We start from the raw sequence: 19,816 nt of genomic DNA, 5'->3' as shown, positions 1-19,816 counted from the left end.
CATGAACTGGCTGCAGATTCTCAACAACACGTTCGCGCAGATCCTCGCCCCGGCGACCCTCGGGTACGCACTGGCGGCGATCGGCCTGTCGGTGCACTTCGGCTTCGCGGGCCTGCTCAACATGGGCGTCGCGGGCTTCATGGCGATCGGTGCCTACGGTTTCGCGATCTCGATCCTCACCTTCGGCCTGCCCTGGCCGACGGCGGTGCTGATCGGCCTGCTCGGCGCCGTGCTGTTCGCGATCGTCCTGGGCATCCCGACGCTCCGCCTGCGCGGCGACTACCTCGCGATCGTCACGATCGCGGCCGCCGAGGTGCTCCGCCTGCTGTTCCTCACCTCATCGTTCCGCGCGTGGACCGGCTCGGCCGACGGCCTCTCCGGGTTCCAGCGCGACTTCCGGGCATCCAATCCCCTTCCGCCGGGACGCTGGGGCTTCGGGCCGTGGACCTACCAGTCCGACCAGTGGTGGGTGATCATCGTCGGCGTCGTCACGATCGCGATCGCCGTGCTCGTGGTCTGGCTGCTGATGCGTAGCCCGTGGGGCCGCGTCATCCGCGGCATCCGCGAAGACGAGGATGCCGTGCGCTCGCTCGGCAAGAACGTGTTCGCGTTCAAGATGCAGGCTCTCATCGTGGGCGGCGTGATCATCGCGGCCGGTGGCATCATCACCGCGATGGGCACGAACGTGAACCCGAACGTGTACGTCACGTCGCAGACGTTCTTCGTCTGGACGGCGCTGCTGCTGGGCGGCGCGGCGACGATCTTCGGTCCCGTGCTCGGCGCCGTGCTCTTCTGGATGGTGCGTGCGTTCCTGTCGAACCTGCTGCCCGCGCTCGTGCAGATCGGGTGGTTGCCGTTCCTGAGCGCCGAGCAGAGCCAGATGCTCGTGTTCGTGCTAGTCGGCGTCGCGCTGATGCTGCTCGTGATCTTCCGCCCGCAGGGCATCCTCGGAAGCAAGAAGGAGCTGACCTTTGTCCGCTGACGTCGCGCCCCCGACCCCCCGCCCCAAGACCACGGGGCTCCACAAAGGAGAACCGCGCCCCGGTGTCGAGAAGGTCGACCCGATCATCGTCGCCGACGGCGTCACCCGCGTGTTCGGCGGTCTCACCGCCGTCGACGTGGAGCACCTGGAGATTCCGCGCGGCGCGATCACGGCGCTGATCGGCCCGAACGGCGCCGGCAAGACCACGCTGTTCAACCTGCTGACCGGCTTCGACAAGCCCAACACGGGCAGCTGGTCGTTCGACGGCACGAACCTCGCCGGCATCCCCGCGTTCAAGGCGGCGCGGATGGGGCAGGTGCGCACGTTCCAGCTGACGAAGTCGCTGGGCCTGCTGACGGTGCTCGAGAACATGAAGCTCGGTGCGCCGAAGCAGACCGGCGAGCACATCTGGGCCGGCATTCTGCCGTTCCTCTGGCGCCGCCAGGAGAAGGAGTACGAGGCGAAGGCGCGCGAGCTGCTGACCCGCTTCAAGCTGGATGCCAAGGAGAAGGACTTCGCCGCGTCGCTCTCGGGCGGCCAGCGCAAGCTCCTCGAGATGGCGCGCGCGCTCATGAGCGATCCGACGCTCGTCATGCTCGACGAGCCGATGGCGGGCGTCAACCCCGCGCTCACGCAGTCGTTGCTGGATCACATCCTCGACCTCAAAGACCTCGGCATGACGGTGCTGTTCGTCGAGCACGACATGCACATGGTGCGCCACATCGCCGACTGGGTCGTCGTGATGGCCGAGGGCAAGGTGGTCGCCGAAGGTCCGCCGGATGCCGTGATGAAGGACCCCGCCGTGATCGACGCCTATCTCGGGGCCCACCAGGACGTCGACCTCGGCGTCGTGACCGGCCGATACGCGGGCGAGCTGCCCGCCGACGCGCAGGAGCTCGTCGAGACGGCGCAGGAGCTCGACCAGGCGATCGCGGCGGATGCCGAGCGTGTCGCCGAACCGACGGAGGATCAGAAGTGACCGACACCACAGCGGCGGCCGCGCCGCAGTCCCCCGCTCCCACCGCCGAGAACGTCGTCACCCTCGACAACGTGGTCGCCGGCTACCTGCCCGGTGTCAACATCCTCAATGGCGCGAACCTGACCGCCGCCAAGGGCGAGCTCATCGGCATCATCGGGCCCAACGGCGCCGGGAAGTCGACCATGCTGAAGGCCATCTTCGGGCAGGTCAAGATCCGCTCGGGCTCGGTCGTGCTGAACGGCGAGGACATCACGGGCCTGCGCGCGAACAAGCTCGTCGCCAAGGGCGTGGGGTTCGTGCCGCAGACCAACAACGTGTTCCCGAGCCTCACGATCGCCGAGAACCTGCAGATGGGCGCGTACCAGCGCCCGAAGATGGTCTCGGAGCGCGTCGAGTTCGTGACATCGATCTTCCCCGACCTGGGCAAGCGTCTGCAGCAGCGGGCGGGATCGCTCTCGGGCGGTGAGCGCCAGATGGTGGCCATGGGCCGCGCGCTCATGATGGATCCGCACGTGCTGCTGCTCGACGAGCCGTCGGCGGGTCTCTCGCCGTCGCGTCAGGATGAGGCGTTCCTGCGGGTCTCGGAGATCAACAAGGCCGGCGTAACGACCATCATGGTCGAGCAGAACGCGCGCCGCTGCCTGCAGATCTGCGACCGCGGCTACGTGCTCGATCAGGGCCGCGACGCCTACACCGGCACCGGTCGCGACCTGCTCAACGACCCCAACGTCATCGGGCTGTACCTCGGGACGCTCGGCACCTGAGCCCGCGTCGCACGAGAGGGGCCCGGATGCCTGGCATCCGGGCCCCTCTTCTGTGTTGCTCTCCGGATGGCGGCCCCTATGGCGTCCCCCGCACACGTCGTGGGGCCGCCGGCCTTCCGGTGGCCGCCGCGCACGTCGAGCGCCTCGCGCCCATGCCCAGGTGCCACCCGAGGTGCGCCATCACCAGGCACGCGCACACAGAAGCGGGCCCCCGGTCCGAAGACCGGGGCCCCGCCGCGCTCTGTCGAATCAGCCGATCCGGACGAAGCTGTTGTTGTTCTTGTCGTCGAACTGGAAGATGCCGATCGTCGCCTCGGTCGGGTCGCCGACCTCGTTGAACGTGATCGGGCCGGACACACCGTCGTAGTCGGCGACGCCGCCTCCGATGATGATGTCCGCGCACTCCGCGTACGTCGTGCACTTGGTGCCGTCACCGCTGCCGCCCGACACCTGCTGCAGGTGAGCGGCGACGTCCGGGCCGGCGGTCGAGCCCGCCTCCAGCGCGGCGAGCGCGAGCAGGATCACGGCGTCGTACGACTCCGGCGCGTAGGTGAAGTCCTTGAGCGCCTCGTTGCCCTTGCCCGTCCAGTACGCCTGCAGCGAGTCACGGAACGTCGCGATGGTGTCGGGGTCGACCGCCGGGTAGGTGCCCTGAGCGCCCGTCAGCGTGCCGTCCTCGAACTCGTCGCCGAAGTTGGACAGGTTGCCGTCGACGAAGTACATCTTGTCGGCGGGGAAGTCCGCTCCCACGAGCTCCGGGATGATCGTCTTGACCTCTTCGAACGTGATCAGTGCGATCGCGTCCGGCTTCGCAGCCAGGACATCCTCGACCTGCGCCGAGAAGTTCGTGTCACCCGTGTTGTACAGCGACGCGGCGACGACGTTGCCGCCCGCGGCCTCGAACGCCTTCTTCGTGAAGCAGGCAAGGCCGGTGCCGTACGAGTCGTTGAGCACGATCATGCCGAGGGTCTCGTTGCCGTCGCCGGCGATCAGGTTGCCGAGCACCTCGCCCTGGAGCACGTCCGAGGGAGCGGTGCGCCAGTAGAGGCCGTTGTCCTCGTAGCCCGTGAAGGCGGCCGAGGTGTTCGCCGGCGAGAACTGGATGGCGTTCGCGGCGATGACCTGGTCGATGAACTGCAGCGAGGTGCCGGAGGAGGCTGCGCCGATGATCGCGGTTGCGCCCTCGCCCAGCAGACGCGGAATCTCGGTCTCGTACGCCTTGTTGTCGGTGTCGCCGGAGTCGCCCTGGATCAGGTCGATCGTGACGCCCTTGGCGGCGGCGTTGACCTCGCTGGCGGCGAAATCGGTCGCCGAGATCTCGGGCGGGCCAAGGAAGGCGAGGTTGCCGGTGACGGGCAGTGCCGTGCCGATCTTGTACGTGAGGTCCGTGCCGGGACCGGTCGACGTCGAGTTGAACGTCGGCGTGTACGCCGCGGGCTCGGCCGCGTCGCAGTCGATCGGGAAGTCGAAGCCCGCGGCAGCGGACTCCGTGGGGTTGGTGCTCGCGTTTCCGGTACAGCCGGAGAGCGCGAGCATACCGGCGCTGACCAAGGCGATGCCGCCCAGGACTTTGGCGGTGCGAGAACGGGTGAAAACGCCCATGTTGCTCCTTGTTATCTGTGACGCGGGGTGCTCGGGAGCGCCCCAGTGGGTCAAACCTATGCGGGGAACGGCTTCCGGATTGTTGCGTTCCGTTAACGGTGTGAAACCAAACGATCACGGTGCGATAACGGCTCTCGCCGCCGCGCGGCGGGCTCCCGGCCGGCTCAGACGAGATCGGCGACGTCGGATGCCGCGCGCGTGCGCCGCGCCGAGATCAGCGAGTCGGCGCTCAGCACGATGAGGGCGATCCACACCAGCCCGAACCCGATCCAGCGCTCCAGCGGCATGGGCTCCTGCATGATCCACGCGCCAGTGATGAACTGCAGGATCGGGGCGACGAACTGCAGCAGGCCGATGACGGTGAGGGGCGCGCGCCGCGCGCCGGCCGCGAACAGCAGCAGCGGCACGGCGGTGATGACCCCCGCGAGCGGGACGAGGGCGGTGTGCCACGCGCCCTGCGTGCCCCAGACGAGGCCGGTCGTCGCGCCGACGACGACGAGCTGGATGATCGCGATCGGGGTGAGCCACAGCGACTCCAGGGTCAGCCCGCTGATCGCGTCGACGCGGGGGCCGATCTGCTTCTTCACCAGCCCGTAGGTGCCGAAGCTCGCCGCGAGGGTCAGGGCGATCCACGGGAAGGACCCGTAGGCGACGATGATGACGATGACCGCGAGCGCCGCGAACCCGATCGCGACCCACTGCGCGGTGCGCAGCTTCTCGCCGAGCACGAGGACACCCAGCAGCACCGTGACGATGGGGTTGATGAAGTAGCCGAGGCTGCCCTCGATGACGTGCCCGGTGAGGATGCCGATGAGGAAGACCTGCCAGTTCACGTAGATCAGCAGGCCCGCGATGATCGTCCAGAACACCAGCCGCTTGTCCCGGAGGATCGCGAGGAGCTTGCCCCAGGTGCGGGTGACGGTCAGCAGGATGGCGCAGAACAGCAGTGAGAACAGGATGCGCCAGACGACGATCTCCCACGGCCCGATCGGCGCGAGCAGCAGGAAGTAGAGGGGCATGAAGCCCCAGAGGAAGTAGGCGGCGAAGGCGTAGATCCCGCCGAGGCGCTCCTCACGGGCGGTCTCGTCGGGTGTCATGGGACAAAGCCTAGAACGGTCATGACTCGTTGCGGGCCGCGACGGCCGCGGCATCCTGCCGTTCCTCGCTCATCTTCTGCCAGCACGACGAAGGCCCCTGGGAGAACTCCAGGGGCCTTCGCGAGACGTTCGCTCAGCGGACGACGACCGCCAGGACGTCGCGCGCCGACAGGACGAGGTACTCGTCACTGCCGAACTTCACCTCGGTGCCGCCGTACTTGCTGTAGAGCACCCGGTCGCCGACGGCGACGTCGAGCGGCACGCGGTTGCCGTTGTCGTCGATGCGGCCGGGGCCGACCGCCACGACCTCGCCCTCCTGGGGCTTCTCCTTGGCGGTGTCGGGGATGACGAGGCCACTGGACGTGACCTGCTCAGCCTCGACCTGCTTGATGACGATGCGGTCCTCGAGCGGCTTGATGGAAACCGACACGGTCTACCTCTTTCTTGCGGGGCGTACTGCCGTTTGTCACTGAAAGACTCGTTAGCACCCACGAGGGTGGAGTGCTAACGCAAGTCTAGGGCGCGGTTGGCACTCGTGCAACGCGAGTGCCAGTTCGCGTGACGTGCGGCGTCATTCGTCGGGCCGTGGCAGGCTGGCTCCATGGACCGCGCCGAACTCGATGCCCTCCTCACCCCCGAGGGGCTGCGACTCGTCGACGAGGCCTCTGCGATCGATTCGACGGATGCCGTGGCATCCGCCGTCTCATGCCTGCGCGCCGCCGGTCACTCCCCGCAGCTGGTCTCGGCGGTCGTCGGCCAGGCACGCCTGCGCACCCGCGCGCGGCAGAAGTTCGGGGCGTTCGCCGACCGCATGCTGTTCACCCGCGCCGGCCTCGAACAGGCGACCCGCCTCGAGGTCGGGGCGCGCCACGCCGGGCGTTTCCGCGATGCCGGCATCACCCGGGTCGCCGACCTCGGGTGCGGGATCGGCGGCGACGCGCTCGCGCTCGCCGGGATCGGACTCGACGTGCTCGCTGTCGACGCCGACGAGATCACGGCGGCGCTCGCGGCCTACAACCTCGCACCGTTCGGGGACAGCGTCTCCGTGCGCAGCGGCCGCGCCGAGGACGTCGACCTCACCGGGATCGACGCCGTGTGGGTCGACCCCGCGCGGCGGACCGCGGGCCACGGCGAGACGACCCGGGTCGGTGCGGGCGACTGGTCACCCCCGCTCGACTGGGTGTTCGGCCTGTCGGCGCGCCTGCCGGCCGGGATCAAGCTCGGGCCCGCCTTCGACCGCTCGCTCATCCCCGACGACGCCGAGGCGCAGTGGATCTCGGTCGACGGGTCGACGATCGAACTCGTCGTGTGGACCGGCATCCTCGCGCGCCCCGGCGTGCGACGGGCGGCCCTCGTCATCCGCGGCGGGCAGGCGGCGGAGCTCGTGGCATCCGGCGATGCGCCCGACGCGCCCGTGCGTGGCCTCGGCGCATACCTGCACGAACCCGAGGGCGCCGTCATCCGGGCGCGGCTCATCGGCGAGGTCGCCCGCACGATCGGCGCCGGGATGCTCGATCAGCGCATCGCGTACCTGACGTCGGATGCCCCGGCATCCAGCCCGTTCGTGCACAGCTTCCGCGTGCGCGAGCAGCTGCCCAACGATGTCAAGGCGCTGGGCCGGGCGCTCCGTGACCGCGGGATCGGGACCCTCGAGATCAAGAAGCGCGGGGTCGACCTCGACCCCGCCGTCCTGCGGACGAAGCTGAAGCTCTCCGGAGCGGAGTCGGCGACGCTGTTCGTCACCCGCATCGGGAACACGCGCACGACACTGCTCGCCGACCGGGTGTAGCGGGCAGGCGTTCAGCCGAACAGCGGGCCCTGCGTCGACGCCCACCACAGCCAGCCGGCGCTGTAGACGAGCGAGAGAGCGCTCAGGCACAGCGCCCACACCGCGATCGACCGCGACTCCCACGGCCGTCGGAGAGCCAGGATCGCGAGCACCAGGCCCACGAGGCCGATGAGGAAACCCCACCCGACGAGGAACGACACGGCGAGGCCCACGACGGCGAACGTCAGTGCCCACGAACCGAGGTGCGTCGGTGCGGGAGCAGGCGCCGGGGGCTCGGCCCACGCGAACTCTGTGTGGACCGTCGCCGTGATCGGGACGGGCGCTGTCAACTCGCGCTGGAAGCCGCCGCGGTGCTCGCCCGGGAGCGCCGCCGATGCGGCGACGGTGACATCGTCCGAAGGCGCACCGAGCGGGAGGGAGGGCGATGCTCCAGGCGCGGGTGCCGGCGCGGTCGGGTACTCGGCTGACGCGTTGGCACCGGGCGCGGGCGCTGACGCAGAGGGTTCGGCGACGTTTCGGTCTTGGTCTCGAGGGTCGCTCACGGGGCCTCCTCGGAGATCTGGATCTCCGTCACGGGCAGCGTCGAATCCGCCCCGAAGGCGAGGGTCGACGGTCGGCGTCCTGTCGAGATGAGCTGGGCGGCGAGCGCGGCGATCATCGCGCCGTTGTCCGTGCAGAGGCTGAGCGGCGGAATGCGCACGGTGACGCCCGCGGCCGCGGCGCGTTCGAGCGCGACCTCGCGCAGACGACGATTGGCGACGACGCCACCACCCAAGAGCAGTCGTGGCACGCCGTGGCGGGCACAGGCATCCAGCGCCTTCGTCACCAGAACATCGACGACCGCCTCGCGGAACGATGCGGCGACGTCGGCGGCGCTGGGGCCACCTGGCGCGCCCGGGCCCGTCTCCGGCGATGCCTCGCCCGCCCCCTCGCTCGGGGTGAGCGAGGACTGCTCGACCCAGCGCGCGACGGCGGTCTTCAGCCCCGAGAACGAGAAGTCGTACCGGTGCTCCGCCATGTCCGACGCGCGGGAGAGGCCGCGCGGGAAGCGGATCGCATTCGGGTCGCCGGCCGCTGCCGCACGGTCGATCTCCGGGCCGCCGGGGTAGGGCAGCCCGAGGATCCGGGCGATCTTATCGAAGGCCTCGCCGGCCGCGTCGTCCATCGTCTCGCCGAGGAGCTCGACGTCGGTCGTCAGGTCGCGGACGAGCAGGAGCGACGTGTGCCCGCCCGAGACGAGGAGCGCGATCGTCGGGTACTCGACCTCGTCCCCCGTGAGGATGTCAGCGGCGATGTGGCCGACGAGGTGGTTGACCGCGTAGAGCGGCTTGCCGAGGCTCACGGCGAGCGCCTTCGCCGCCCCGACGCCGACCATGAGCGCGCCGGCGAGGCCGGGGCCGCTCGTCACGGCGACGGCATCCAGCTCATCGAGTGCGATGCCGGCCTCCGCGACGGCCGCCTCGATGGTGGGCTGCAGCGCCTCGAGGTGCGCGCGCGCGGCGACCTCAGGGACGACGCCGCCGTAGCGGGCGTGCTCGTCCATCGAGCTCGCGATCGTGTTCGACAGGAGAGTCCGGCCGCGCACGATGCCGATGCCGGTCTCGTCGCAGCTCGTCTCGATGCCGAGCACGAGCGGTTCGGCGCGTGTCATGCGACGCCCTTTCCGTTGCGAGAGACGGGCTCTCCGTGACGGAAGCAGGGCGAAGCCGGGCGCCACGCGGCTGCGCGCCACTCCGGGCGCGGTTCGCCCTGCTTTCGGAACCGATTCACGAGCACGCTCCCGCATCGGAGGGCTGCGGCACGCGCGCCGCGGCCCAGGCCGGGATCTCGAGCTGCATGACGATCGCGTCGACGCCGTCGGCGGCGTAGTAGTTCGCGCGGCGGCCGATCTCGCGGAACCCCTCCGACACGTACAGCGCGTGCGCCACCGGGTTGTCGTCGCGGACGTCGAGGAACACGTGCCGCACATCCCGAAGCGCGGCCTGTTCGAGGAGCGCCACGAGAAGGGCCCGCCCGGTCCCGCGTCCGCGGGCGGGCTCGGCGAGCGCGATCGTCTGCACGTCGCCGTCGTTCGCGCCCGCCGGTGCACGAAGCCCCGCATACCCCTCGACGCGACCCGCGCGCTCGGCGACGACATAGTGGTTGTGCGGCGAAGCGAGTTCTTCCGCCATCATGGCCGCGCTCCAGGCATCCGACGGGAACGCGGCGCGCTCGATCGTCATGATGGCGTCGAGATCGGCGGAGGTCGCAGGCCGGAGGCTCATGCGGTCACCCGTTTGGGCGCACGGGGCAGCGTGATGTCGGGGGCGCGGAGGTACAGCGGTTCGGGGCCGGTGAGCTCACGCCCCGCGGCGACCGCCCGGGCGGCCACCGTGGCGAGCATCGCCGCCGAGATCGAGACGGCGTCGCGGCGCTCGGCTCCGAAGCCCGCGAGGACGGTGTCGATCTCGTCGCGCGGCGTGAGGGCGGGGCCGGCGACCCGCACCGGGAGGCCGTCGTCGTCGATGCCGTCATAGGCGGTGTAGGCGAACTCCCGACGGCGAGCATCCGTGACGATGCCGAAGCGAGGCACCTCGGCGAAGGGATCTGTGAGCGCGCTCGCGAGGAACACCTCGAGCGCCGCCGCATCGTGGCTCGGTACGGCGACGACCGGGAGACCCCGGCCCAGGGCGAACGCGCGGGCGGCGGCGATCCCGACCCGGAGCCCCGTGAACGGGCCCGGGCCCATGCCCGCGGCGACATGTGTCAGGGTCACGGGCTCGACGGCGCCGGTCTGCCCGAGTGGCCCGCGCGCGGCATCCGCGAGCGTGGCCTGCAGCAGGTCGCCGATGACCTCGGCGTGCCCGAGCGGGTTGTCGCTGGATGCCTCGGCGCGTACGACTCCGTCGAGGTCGACGACGGCCACGGCCGTGCCGAGCGAGGTGTCGATGCCGAGAATCACCTCTCCAGGGTAGTCGGGCCCTGGCGGAGGGGCGGCTCGATCCGCTACGGGCGGCACGAGATGCGGACGAGCCGTGGCGCGGCATCCTCCATGTCGGCGACGTGCGGTCCCGCCGTGCCGCACGCGTTGTCGACCCCGGTGCCTGACCAGCCGCGGTCGATCTCGACCTCCCACCACCTGTCGGCGACGGCTGCGGCATAGGGCGCCGCCCACTCCGCGATCACGACGGAGTGCGGATAGTCGATGTCGAGATCGTCCAGTTCCCCGTCGGTGCCCAGGCGATACGCATCCACATGCACGAGCGACGGACCGTCACCCAGCGACGGATGCGTGCGCGCGATCACGAACGTCGGGCTCTGCACCCGCCCGCGCACGCCCAAGGACGCGGCGATTCCCCTGGTGAGGGTGGTCTTTCCGGCACCCAGCGCGCCCGTGAGCACGACCAGGTCACCGCCCGCGAGCGCCCCGCCGAGCTCACGACCCAGGGCCTCCATCTCGGACGGCGAGGCGATCTCGCGCTCGCCGACGAAGGCATCCAGCCCGCTCATGCGGCCTCCGCCGTTCCGTGCCCCATACTCGCCGTTCCGTATTCAGTCTGCGCGGAGCGGGCGCCGCGGCCGGGCCCCGTGTTTCCGCGGCTCCGCTCGGCTGCACGTGCGCTGCGGACTGAATACGGTTCGCGAGAGTCGGCGAAGAAGCTGAACGGATGCCCGCCGAACCCCGCGACAGCGGGGACCGTGCCGACGAAAGACGTGGCCGCGGCGCGCGCATGCCGGGTCATCGTGCGACCTCGCGGCGGGGCACACGGGGGCCGATCCGCGTGACGATCTCGTAGTTGATCGTGTCCGCGGCGTCGGCCCAGGCCTCCACCGGCGGATGCCCGAGGGCCGGGTCGCCGAACAGGATGGCCTCATCGCCCACGGCGACCGGGTGCGACCCGACATCCACGACGAACTGGTCCATCGCGATGCGACCCGCGACCGGGAAGGTCGTGCCGCCGAGGCGCACGGCCCCGGCGCCGGAGGCCGCGCGCGGCACCCCGTCGGCGTAGCCGAGCGGCACGAGGGCGAGCGTCGTCTCCTCCTCCGTGCGGTGCACGTAGCCGTACGACACTCCCTGCCCCGCGGGCACCCGTCGCACGGCCGCGACCGCCCCGCGCAAGGTCATCGCGGGGCGAAGGCCGAGGTCCGCCGAGGTGCGGTCGGGGAAGGGCGAGAGTCCGTAGATCGCGATCCCGAGCCGCACGCACCCGAAGCGCGCCTGGGGCAGGGCGATCGCCGCATGCGAGGCGGCGATGTGCCGCACCTGCGGCGCAAGCCCGTGCGTCGCTGCGAGCGAGAGCGCGCCCTCGAAACGGGAGACCGCGGCGAGGTCGTCGGCCTCGCTCGTGTTCGAGAGATGACTGAAGATCCCGACGACACGCAGCCGCCCGATGCGTTCGAGGCGCGCCGCTTCGGAGAACACGCGGCCGAGGTCGGCGGGCGCGATGCCGTTGCGCCCGAGACCCGTCTCGGCCTTGAGGTGCACCGCGACAGGAGCATCGCCGGATGCCGCGGCAGCAGCCGCCTCGAGCTGGTCGAAGCTCGAGATGCCGAGCTCGATCCGCGCGGCGGCCGCCTCCACGAAGGATGCCCCGGGCGCATGCAGCCACGCGAGGATCGGCGCATCGATCCCGGCCCTGCGGAGCGCGAGCGCCTCGGAGATGTCGGAGACACCGATCCGGTTCGCGCCGCCGGCGAGAGCGGCGGCGGCGGAACGCGCAGCGCCGTGACCGTAGCCGTCCGCTTTGACGACGGCGATCACGTCGGAATCGGTGACGCGACGCAGATGCCTCACGTTCTCGGTGATGGCGGCGGTGTCGATGAGCGCTTCGCGCAGGACGCCGGCGGGGAGGCTGCTCATGCCGAGGCTCCTTCGGCCGGGGTGGCGACCGCGGCCTCCGTGGGCACGTGTGTCGAGGCGGCGGCGGGCGAGACGCCCACCGATTCGGCGATGACGTACGCGGTCGCAAGGCCCGCATCATGACTGAGCGACAGGTGAAGCGAGCGGATGCCGCGGGCATCCACCGTCTCGGCCGTCTCACCGGTCAGCGCGAACACCGGCCGCCCGCTCGGCTCGGAGGCCACTTCGATATCGGTCCAGTGCACGCCCTCCGAGCCGCCGAGGGCCTTGATGAGGGCCTCTTTCGCGGCGTAGCGCGCAGCCAGCGAGTGCGGCTTCAGGGCGCGCTCCCCCGGTGCGAACAGCCGCTCGAGGAGCCGCGGCGTGCGCGCGATCGACCGCTCGAAGCGTGGGATGTCGACGAGGTCGACGCCGATACCGACGATCACGGCATCCAGCCTACCGGCGCCGGTCGGGGCGGATGCGGGCGCCGACGGCGACGCCGTCAGCCGCGCGGAACCTCACTCGACGGTGACGGACTTCGCGAGGTTCCGCGGCTGGTCGACATCGAGACCCTTCGCCGTCGCGAGGCCCATCGCGAAGATGTGCAGCGGCACGACCGCCAGCAGCGGCTCGAAGAAGGGCCCCGCGAGCGGGATCCGCAGCACCTCGTCGGCGAAGGGCAGCACCGCGGCATCCCCTTCTTCCGCGACGACGATCACCCGGGCTCCGCGCGCGCGGATCTCCTGGATGTTCGACACGACCTTCTTGTGCAGCTCCGCCGACTCGCGCGGCGACGGCACGATCACGAAGACCGGCTGCCCCGGCTCGATCAGCGCGATCGGACCGTGCTTGAGCTCGCCTGCGGCGAACCCCTCGGCATGGATGTAGCTGATCTCCTTGAGCTTGAGGGCCCCCTCGAGCGCGATGGGGAACCCGACGTGACGGCCGAGGAAGAGCACCGACTGGGTGTCTGCCATCCAGCGCGAGAACTGCTCGATGTGCGTCTGCTCCTCGTCCAGCACGCGCTGGATCTTCGCGGGGACCGCCTCGAGCTCCCGCACGTGATCGGCGGACTCGGCGGCGGAGAGCACCCCGCGCAGTCGGCCGACATGGAGGGCGAGCAGGTACAGCGCGGTGATCTGGGCGACGAACGCCTTCGTGGATGCCACGGCGACCTCGGGCCCCGCGTGGGTGTAGATCACGGCATCCGACTCGCGCGGGATCGTCGCGCCCTGCGTGTTGCAGATCGACAGCGTCTTGGCGCCGCACTCGCGCGCGTACTTGACGGCCATGAGGGTGTCCATCGTCTCGCCGGACTGCGAGATCGACACGACCAGAGTGTCGTCGCCGATGACGGGATCGCGGTAACGGAACTCGTGGGCGAGCTCGACGCTCACGGGGACGCGGGTCCACTGCTCGATGGCGTACGCACCGGTCTGGGCCGCGTAGGCGGCGGTGCCGCACGCGATGACGATGATGCGACGGATGCCGGTGAACAGATCGTCGAGACCGTCGAGCTCCGGGATCACGACCTCGCCGTCGTGCACGCGCCCGCGGATCGTGTTGGCGACGGCCTCGGGCTCCTCGGAGACCTCCTTGGCCATGAACGAGGACCAGCCGCCCTTCTCCGCTGCGGAAGCGTCCCAGACGACCTCGAACGGGGACGCCTCGACGGCAACGCCCTCGAAGTCGGTGATCTCGACGCCGCCGGGAGTGATCGCGACGATCTCGTCCTGGCCGATGGCGAGGGCGCTGCGCGTGTGCTCGACGAACGCGGCGACATCCGACCCGAGGAAGTTCTCGCCGTCGCCGAGGCCGATCACGAGCGGCGAGTTCCGGCGCGCGCCGACGACGAGTCCGGGCTGGTCCTGGTGCATCGCGAGCAGCGTGAAGGCACCCTCGAGGCGCGAGACGACCGACCGGAAGGCTGCCGTCAGATCGCCGGAGGTGCCGTACTCGTGTCCGAGCAGGACCGCCGCGACCTCGGTGTCCGTCTCGGAGCGGAAGGTGTAGCCGAGCGAGAGCAGTTCCGCCTTCAGCTCGGCGAAGTTCTCGATGATGCCGTTGTGGATGACGGCGAGCTTGCCGTCGTCGGCGAGGTGCGGATGCGCATTGGCATCCGTCGGACCGCCGTGCGTCGCCCAGCGGGTGTGACCGATTCCCGTCGTGCCGTCGGGCATCGGGTGGGCCGCGAGGTCGTCGCGCAGCACCTGGAGCTTGCCGGCCCGCTTGCGCATGTCGAGGTCGCCGGATCCGTCGATGACGGCGATGCCGGCCGAGTCGTAGCCGCGGTACTCGAGGCGGGCGAGACCCGAGAGGAGGATGGCCTGGCTTTCGCGCGGGCCCACGTATCCGACGATTCCACACATAGGGTCAAGGGTAGCCCGCCGAGGTTTGGTCGGACCCCTCGCAAAACCGTCCGAGGGCTTCGCGAAGTGAGGCCTTCGCGGGCAGTGCTCTCCGGGAGGGAGCGCCCGCGAAGGCCTCCGCCACATCGCCTGGCCCTCAAGCTGGGGACTCCGAGGGCACGAGCCGCTGGGGACGACCGGCGATCGTACTGGCATCTCCATTCTTAGGCCCGGACGGGGGAGCCCCGGGACTTCGGGCACGACACGCGGGGCCTCCCCCCTCCTCCTCTGATGCGACTTCGTTTCACGGGTCCTTCCCAGGGAGGCGCGGGTGTGCAATACTCATCCCGAACCGGCTGTCGAAAGGCAGGACGGATGCCGAGGGGTCGGCGTCCTCCAGTCCGGTCCCGGGGTCGATGTGGGAGTCGATCCGGGGGCTGCCGGGGAGAACGGGGAATGGCGGACTGGTTCCGCCGCTGGGGATCGCGGGCTTCGGCCTGCAACGGGGAACACTGGGGAATCTCATGGGGGGAATCACTGTGGCGCGCGCCTGCGCGCGCCGGGAGCGCCGATCCATCGCGCCCGCGATCGAGGGAGCAGAGCGTTGACCGCGCTCGTGTCGGGTGCGCCGACGCACGTCGCATCGCACGTCGCAACGACGCCGGCGCCGATCACGCAGACGATCGGCGCGCCGAAGGTCATGCCGGTGCTCGAGCGGCGACTGAGTCAGGGCCGGCGTCGACGGGCACGCTTCGCGCTCATCGACACCGCGATCATCGCGTCGGCCGCCGCTCTGACCACCGTTCTGCACGCGGTGGCGCCGGCGACCGAGCTCGATCGCATGTCGGTCACGGCTGCGGTCGTCATCGTGGCCGCGTGGGCGGCGACGCTCATCGTGCTGAGCGATCACGCGCACCGGCGGGGGGCCGGCGAGCGTTTCGAACTCGCGCCGATCCTGCACTCCACGATGGTGGGCGTCGCGGCGATCGCGACGCTGTCGGTCGTGACCGGCTGGCCCGTGCTCGGGCCGCACCTGCTGCTCACCGTGCCGCTCGGTGCGGCGACGCTCGTGGCGGTGCGCGCAACGCGCCGCACCTTCGCCCGGCGCCGACCGCCGCACCGCACCATGGGGCCGCGCACGATCGTCGTGGGCTCGCGCAGCAGCGTCGAGTACGCGCTGACGTCGCTTCTGGCCGACTCACGCCTCATCCACAACGTGCTGGGTGTCGCTCTGCTCGGTGACGAAGGCACCAGCGTCGAGGTGGCCGGCCGGACATTCGCCACCTTGGGCCGCCCGGAGGAGGTCGCGCGCCTCGCCAAGGAGCTCTGCATCGAGACCGTGATCGTCGCCGACGGCGTCCACGACGCCGACTACCTGCGCCGGCTCAGCTGGAGCCTCGAGGGGGCCGCGACCGACCTGATCCTCGCCACGCGCCTCACCGACGTCGACCGCTCGCGGATCGCGTTCGACCGCACGCACGGGCTCGCGCTGACCCACGTGAGCCTGCCCCGATTCGACCGCTCCACGCTACGCGCCAAGCGCGCACTGGATGTCGTCGTCGCCACGCTCGCGCTCGTGCCCATCGCTCTGCTCACGCCGGTCATCGCACTGGCGATCACGCTCGACAGCCCCGGCGGCGTGTTCTTCCGTCAGCGTCGCATCGGGCGCGACGGCCAGGTGTTCGAGATCCTGAAGTTCCGCACCATGAGCATGGATGCCGAAGACCGAAAGGCCGAGCTCGCGGCATCCAACGAGGGCTCGGGACCGCTGTTCAAGTTGCGCAACGACCCCCGTGTCACCCGGGTCGGTGCGGTGCTGCGGAAGTTCTCGCTCGATGAGCTGCCGCAGTTCTGGAACGTGCTCATCGGTGACATGAGCGTCGTCGGTCCTCGACCTCCGCTGCCGAGCGAGGTGGCCGACTACGACCATCACGTGCTGCGGCGACTGTACGTGCAGCCCGGCATCACGGGCCTGTGGCAGGTGAGCGGTCGCAGCGACCTGTCCTGGGAACAGAGCGTGCGCCTCGACCTCAACTACGTCGAGAACTGGTCGCTCCTGGCCGATGTGAAGATCATCCTCCGCACTGCGGCCGTCATGGTCCGCCCGAGCGGAGCGTACTGAAAGAGGTGACCGAGCATGCCCGGCCCAGCCGACCCACGCAGACGATCCCGCCTTCGGGCAGGGTCGGTGGGTGCTCCTCGTGCGCGCACACGGGTGCGGTATGCCGACCCCCGGCGGGTATGCGCCGGCCACCACGCGGCGCGCCCGCCCTTCCTCCCACACGAGGGCGGGCGCGCCGTTCACCGAGGTTGCGCGGGACGTGGCTATCGGCACGAGGGGGAAGCTGAGTAGATTCTGAGGAGGCGATCGCCCACAGAGATCTGCCCCGGGGACGGCGGCCGATCGTGTCGGACGAACGAGTGTGGAAAGCAGTGGCGGTACGGAGCATGTGGGGATCCGTAAATGGGGACGACTGAGGGCGCAGATGCGCCCGAGACGAAGACGCGCGCGCTGACGCGCGGAATGCGATGGGCGCTGATCGGCATCGCCGTGATCGTCGCCGCGGGGCTCATCTGGGCGGGATCGCTGCTTGTCGTGCGGCCTGGCGCGGGCGGGAGTGCCGACACAGCGCGGTCTGGGTCGGTCCAGGGACCGACCCAGGGGACGACCGAGTCGCCTGGAACACCGACCACACCGACCACAGCGCCCACGCCCGTCGACGGCAGCGAAGTACTGCCACCGGAGACAGGCCAGTCGGACGCCGCGCGACTGCCCGAGCGGACGCAGGCGTCGCCGCTTGTGGCCGCACCGCTCCCGCCCGACGCCACCGCCCAGGGGAAGCTCGTGGACGGCTTCCCCACTTCTGTCGCGGCTCCGGTGGCGGGCGCGGAGATCATCTACTCGTCGATCGCCTCAGAGGGCACGAGGATGCAGGCGGGTCTCACCGCGCGGACCGAGCAGAGCGCCGCAGAGATCGCCGATCACTATCGCGCCCTCTGGGCCTCACTCGGACTCGCTCCCGCCGGCGGCGATGACTCGACCGTCTCATACTCCGGCCCCTTCACCTCGATCTCGCTCACCACCAGTGAGACCGCGACGGGCCTCGTCTACAAGCTGTTCGGCACGCTGCGGACGGAGTGACCGTGTACATCTCGCTCACCAACTCCCCGGCAGACAAGCCACGCGGCGGCGCACCGGCCGGCGTGCGCACCGTGTCGTCCACCGTGGTGACGCTCGGTATCGTCTCGATGCTGACCGACATCTCCTCCGAGTCCGTCTCGGCGATCCTTCCGCTGTACATCACCGGGTTCCTCGGCCTCTCGACGATCGCCTTCGGCGTGCTCGACGGTCTGTACCAGGGCACGAGCGCGATCGTCCGCATCGCGGGGGGCTACGCCTCTGACCGCCTCGATCAGCCCAAATGGGTGGCGTTCGTGGGGTACGCGCTGGCTGCGGTCGCACGTGTGGGACTCCTGCTGTGGAGCGGGTTCGCCGCGATGACGGCCGTGATCACCGCGGACCGGATCGGCAAGGGCATCCGCACAGCGCCGCGAGATGCCCTCATCACGGCGACGAGCGATCCCGAACGGCTCGGCAACGCCTTCGGCGTGCATCGGATGCTCGACAACATCGGGGCCGCTATCGGTCCGTTCCTCGCGTTCCTCATCCTGCTGATGGTGCCGGACGGGTTCCACATCGTCTTCGTCGCTTCGCTCGTCTTCGCCACGCTCGGCGTGCTGATCCTCGGTCTCGTCGTCCCGAACGTTCGAGCACGGCGCGCGGAAGCACGTCGGAAGGTGGACTGGCGCGCCGTGGTCCGAGGACCCATGCGGCGCGTCCTCGCCGCCGCGGGCACCCTCGGACTCGTCACGATCGGCGACGGCTTCGTCTACCTGGTGCTGCAGGCCCGAAGCGATTTCGCCGCGCTCTGGTTCCCCCTGCTGTATGTCGGCACGAACGTGGCCTTCCTGGCATTCGCCGTCCCTCTCGGGCGCCTCGCCGACCGGGTCGGCCGAGCCCGCGTTTTCGTCTGGGGCCACCTGGGGTTGCTCGCCGCCTATGTCATCGCGGTGCTGCCGCTCGCCGATGTGGCCGCGACGATCCTCTGTCTCGTGTTCCTGGGCGCGTTCTACGCCGCGACCGACGGGGTGCTTTCGGCTCTCGTCTCACAACTGGCACCCCCGGACAGTCGAGGCACGGCGATCGCCACCGCGCAGACGGTCGTGGCGCTCACGCGGTTCGTCTCGGCAGCCGGCTTCGGCGTCCTGTGGTTCGTCGCCGGCCGCGACGCGGCGATGATCGCAGTGGCGATCGTGCTCGCGCTCGCGATTCCCCTCGTCGCAGTTCTCCTGCGTCCGGTGCTGCACCGGCCGGCGAAGGCGGAGAAGGGCGGGACGCCGTGAGTGTTCGCGCGCGCTGGATCCTGATCGCGGTCCTCGCGGTCCTGGCTTTCGCTGCGACCGGCGTCGTGGGCATCGTCGCATGGCAGCAGTATCAGGCGCGGCAGCAGGCTCCGAGCGATGTGGCGACCGAGGCCGCACCGGTGATCGGATCCGATCGCGTGGTCTTCCGGAGCACCGCCTCGGGTGCCGAGTACGGCCACGTCGCCTCGGTGCCGCTGACCGATCCCAGCGGTCCGCGCGCGATCTCCGACGTCGTCTGCGACCGCGTGGATGCCACGCCCCTCGAGTTCAGCTGCCTGCGGACAGTACGCGGCATCACTCCGAGCTATACCGGCACGCTGTATCGGGCGGACGGCACTGAAGCCGCCTCATGGCCCCTTCCCGGTCTCCCGAGTCGCACCCGCATCTCATCCGATGGCACCCTCATCGCCTCCACGTCGTTCGTGACAGGACACTCCTACGCGACCATCGGCTTCTCGACCGACACCCGCATCCACACGACGACGGGAGAGGACCTCGGCACTCTCGAAGACTGGTCGCTGATGATCGACGGCCGGCCGAGCGCACCGGTGGACCGCAACTACTGGGGCATCACGTTCGTCGATGACGACACCTTCTACGCGACCGTCGGGATGACGACGGTCGGCACCACCTACCTCGTGAAGGGATCGATCTCCACCCGGTCCCTCGATGCGATCGCCGCCAACGTCGAGTGTCCCTCGCTTTCCCCCGACGGCACGCGGATCGCGTTCAAACGCGTCACATCGGGCTCCGGCCCCACCGTGCACTGGACACCCGCGGTCTACGACATCGCCACCGGCGCGGTCACCCTGCTGCCGGAGACGCGCAGCATCGACGACCAGATCGAGTGGCTCGACGACGGCACGATTCTCTACGGGATGCCTCGAGACGGTGCCGTGGGCGACTACGACGTTTGGAAGCTGGCGGCGGACGGCTCGAGCGAGCCGAGCGTGTTCATCGAACACGCCTGGTCGCCGTCGGTGGTGCGGGGGCGAGGGTAGAGCC

At 70.2% G+C, this 19,816-nt stretch carries 19 protein-coding genes; 8 read left to right on the top strand and 11 right to left on the bottom strand.

The window, feature by feature from the left end; genetic code table 11:
• The first annotated feature begins 1 nt into the window (after position 1).
• The 3 genes from ACPYN4_RS00515 to ACPYN4_RS00505 are packed head-to-tail and all read left to right on the top strand — an operon-like array spanning position 2 to position 2,725.
• Complete coding sequence (locus tag ACPYN4_RS00515) at positions 2 to 982, top strand: branched-chain amino acid ABC transporter permease (protein ID WP_424445337.1); 981 nt, start codon at positions 2 to 4, stop codon at positions 980 to 982.
• On the top strand, positions 972 to 1,961 hold the full coding sequence (locus ACPYN4_RS00510; RefSeq protein ID WP_424445336.1) for an ABC transporter ATP-binding protein: 990 nt from the start codon (positions 972 to 974) through the stop codon (positions 1,959 to 1,961). The genes ACPYN4_RS00515 and ACPYN4_RS00510 overlap by 11 nt, the downstream gene beginning before the upstream one ends.
• On the top strand, positions 1,958 to 2,725 hold the full coding sequence (locus ACPYN4_RS00505; RefSeq protein WP_315549376.1) for an ABC transporter ATP-binding protein: 768 nt from the start codon (positions 1,958 to 1,960) through the stop codon (positions 2,723 to 2,725). The genes ACPYN4_RS00510 and ACPYN4_RS00505 overlap by 4 nt, the downstream gene beginning before the upstream one ends.
• 249 nt (positions 2,726 to 2,974) lie before the next feature.
• Here ACPYN4_RS00505 and ACPYN4_RS00500 read toward each other — a convergent pair whose 3' ends face one another.
• The 3 genes from ACPYN4_RS00500 to groES all read right to left on the bottom strand — a co-directional run bounded on the left by ACPYN4_RS00500 (position 2,975) and on the right by groES (position 5,854).
• Positions 2,975 to 4,327, bottom strand: a complete 1,353-nt coding sequence (locus tag ACPYN4_RS00500; protein ID WP_424445335.1) for an ABC transporter substrate-binding protein — start codon at positions 4,325 to 4,327, stop codon at positions 2,975 to 2,977.
• A 164-nt stretch (positions 4,328 to 4,491) separates the two neighbouring features.
• Complete coding sequence (gene rarD / locus ACPYN4_RS00495; RefSeq protein WP_424445334.1) at positions 4,492 to 5,424, bottom strand: EamA family transporter RarD; 933 nt, start codon at positions 5,422 to 5,424, stop codon at positions 4,492 to 4,494.
• A 133-nt stretch (positions 5,425 to 5,557) separates the two neighbouring features.
• Positions 5,558 to 5,854: a co-chaperone GroES gene (gene groES, locus ACPYN4_RS00490; RefSeq protein ID WP_239279865.1), complete on the bottom strand. Its 297-nt coding sequence runs from the start codon at positions 5,852 to 5,854 to the stop codon at positions 5,558 to 5,560.
• A gap of 171 nt (positions 5,855 to 6,025) precedes the next feature.
• Here groES and ACPYN4_RS00485 point away from each other — a divergent pair, with 171 nt between their 5' ends.
• Positions 6,026 to 7,213 (top strand): class I SAM-dependent methyltransferase, encoded by a 1,188-nt coding sequence (locus tag ACPYN4_RS00485; protein ID WP_239279866.1) that lies wholly within the window; start codon positions 6,026 to 6,028, stop codon positions 7,211 to 7,213.
• 11 nt (positions 7,214 to 7,224) lie between these two features.
• On the opposite strand, the gene ACPYN4_RS00480 is transcribed toward ACPYN4_RS00485, so the two are convergent.
• The 8 genes from ACPYN4_RS00480 to glmS form a co-directional block, all read right to left on the bottom strand.
• Positions 7,225 to 7,755, bottom strand: a complete 531-nt coding sequence (locus ACPYN4_RS00480; RefSeq protein ID WP_239279867.1) for a hypothetical protein — start codon at positions 7,753 to 7,755, stop codon at positions 7,225 to 7,227.
• Positions 7,752 to 8,864, bottom strand: coding sequence for a tRNA (adenosine(37)-N6)-threonylcarbamoyltransferase complex transferase subunit TsaD (gene tsaD / locus ACPYN4_RS00475; RefSeq protein ID WP_239279868.1), 1,113 nt, complete (start codon positions 8,862 to 8,864; stop codon positions 7,752 to 7,754). Before tsaD ends, ACPYN4_RS00480 begins: the two co-directional genes overlap by 4 nt.
• A gap of 115 nt (positions 8,865 to 8,979) precedes the next feature.
• On the bottom strand, positions 8,980 to 9,477 hold the full coding sequence (gene rimI, locus ACPYN4_RS00470; protein ID WP_239279869.1) for a ribosomal protein S18-alanine N-acetyltransferase: 498 nt from the start codon (positions 9,475 to 9,477) through the stop codon (positions 8,980 to 8,982).
• Positions 9,474 to 10,154, bottom strand: a complete 681-nt coding sequence (gene tsaB / locus ACPYN4_RS00465) for a tRNA (adenosine(37)-N6)-threonylcarbamoyltransferase complex dimerization subunit type 1 TsaB (RefSeq protein ID WP_239279870.1) — start codon at positions 10,152 to 10,154, stop codon at positions 9,474 to 9,476. The genes rimI and tsaB overlap by 4 nt, the downstream gene beginning before the upstream one ends.
• 44 nt (positions 10,155 to 10,198) lie before the next feature.
• Positions 10,199 to 10,702, bottom strand: a complete 504-nt coding sequence (tsaE, locus tag ACPYN4_RS00460; RefSeq protein ID WP_239279871.1) for a tRNA (adenosine(37)-N6)-threonylcarbamoyltransferase complex ATPase subunit type 1 TsaE — start codon at positions 10,700 to 10,702, stop codon at positions 10,199 to 10,201.
• 229 nt (positions 10,703 to 10,931) lie between these two features.
• On the bottom strand, positions 10,932 to 12,056 hold the full coding sequence (alr, locus tag ACPYN4_RS00455) for an alanine racemase (protein ID WP_239279872.1): 1,125 nt from the start codon (positions 12,054 to 12,056) through the stop codon (positions 10,932 to 10,934).
• Positions 12,053 to 12,484, bottom strand: a complete 432-nt coding sequence (locus tag ACPYN4_RS00450; protein ID WP_239279873.1) for a holo-ACP synthase — start codon at positions 12,482 to 12,484, stop codon at positions 12,053 to 12,055. The genes alr and ACPYN4_RS00450 overlap by 4 nt, the downstream gene beginning before the upstream one ends.
• A 72-nt stretch (positions 12,485 to 12,556) precedes the next feature.
• Entirely contained in the window at positions 12,557 to 14,407 is a 1,851-nt protein-coding gene (glmS, locus tag ACPYN4_RS00445) for a glutamine--fructose-6-phosphate transaminase (isomerizing) (protein ID WP_239279874.1), read from the bottom strand.
• Positions 14,408 to 14,990: 583 nt separating this feature from the next.
• On the opposite strand from glmS, the gene ACPYN4_RS00440 reads away from it, so the two are divergent.
• The 4 genes from ACPYN4_RS00440 to ACPYN4_RS00425 all read left to right on the top strand — a co-directional run bounded on the left by ACPYN4_RS00440 (position 14,991) and on the right by ACPYN4_RS00425 (position 19,812).
• On the top strand, positions 14,991 to 16,508 hold the full coding sequence (locus ACPYN4_RS00440) for a sugar transferase (protein WP_239279875.1): 1,518 nt from the start codon (positions 14,991 to 14,993) through the stop codon (positions 16,506 to 16,508).
• 342 nt (positions 16,509 to 16,850) lie between these two features.
• Complete coding sequence (locus ACPYN4_RS00435) at positions 16,851 to 17,528, top strand: hypothetical protein (RefSeq protein WP_239279876.1); 678 nt, start codon at positions 16,851 to 16,853, stop codon at positions 17,526 to 17,528.
• 2 nt (positions 17,529 to 17,530) lie between these two features.
• A complete protein-coding gene (locus ACPYN4_RS00430; RefSeq protein ID WP_239279925.1) occupies positions 17,531 to 18,790 on the top strand; it encodes an MFS transporter in 1,260 nt (419 codons plus the stop codon).
• Positions 18,787 to 19,812, top strand: a complete 1,026-nt coding sequence (locus ACPYN4_RS00425; RefSeq protein WP_239279877.1) for a hypothetical protein — start codon at positions 18,787 to 18,789, stop codon at positions 19,810 to 19,812. Before ACPYN4_RS00430 ends, ACPYN4_RS00425 begins: the two co-directional genes overlap by 4 nt.
• The last annotated feature ends 4 nt before the right edge of the window (positions 19,813 to 19,816 follow it).

The organism is Microbacterium sp. CH-015 (assembly GCF_049707015.1).
GTDB lineage: Bacteria > Actinomycetota > Actinomycetes > Actinomycetales > Microbacteriaceae > Microbacterium > Microbacterium aurum.
Note: the sequence above shows the minus strand (reverse complement) of the source record. Positions and strands in the feature narration are given on the sequence as shown.

Excerpts from the sequence above, each read along its gene's own strand:
- ACPYN4_RS00485 (WP_239279866.1), top strand. The coding sequence starts at position 6,026 with ATGGACCGCGCCGAACTCGATGCCCTCCTCACCCCCGAGGGGCTGCGA.
- rarD (WP_424445334.1), bottom strand. The coding sequence starts at position 5,424 with ATGACACCCGACGAGACCGCCCGTGAGGAGCGCCTCGGCGGGATCTAC.
- tsaE (WP_239279871.1), bottom strand. The coding sequence starts at position 10,702 with ATGAGCGGGCTGGATGCCTTCGTCGGCGAGCGCGAGATCGCCTCGCCG.
- alr (WP_239279872.1), bottom strand. The coding sequence starts at position 12,056 with ATGAGCAGCCTCCCCGCCGGCGTCCTGCGCGAAGCGCTCATCGACACC.
- ACPYN4_RS00500 (WP_424445335.1), bottom strand. The coding sequence starts at position 4,327 with ATGGGCGTTTTCACCCGTTCTCGCACCGCCAAAGTCCTGGGCGGCATC.
- ACPYN4_RS00515 (WP_424445337.1), top strand. The coding sequence starts at position 2 with ATGAACTGGCTGCAGATTCTCAACAACACGTTCGCGCAGATCCTCGCC.
- ACPYN4_RS00435 (WP_239279876.1), top strand. The coding sequence starts at position 16,851 with ATGGGGACGACTGAGGGCGCAGATGCGCCCGAGACGAAGACGCGCGCG.
- rimI (WP_239279869.1), bottom strand. The coding sequence starts at position 9,477 with ATGAGCCTCCGGCCTGCGACCTCCGCCGATCTCGACGCCATCATGACG.
- tsaD (WP_239279868.1), bottom strand. The coding sequence starts at position 8,864 with ATGACACGCGCCGAACCGCTCGTGCTCGGCATCGAGACGAGCTGCGAC.
- glmS (WP_239279874.1), bottom strand. The coding sequence starts at position 14,407 with ATGTGTGGAATCGTCGGATACGTGGGCCCGCGCGAAAGCCAGGCCATC.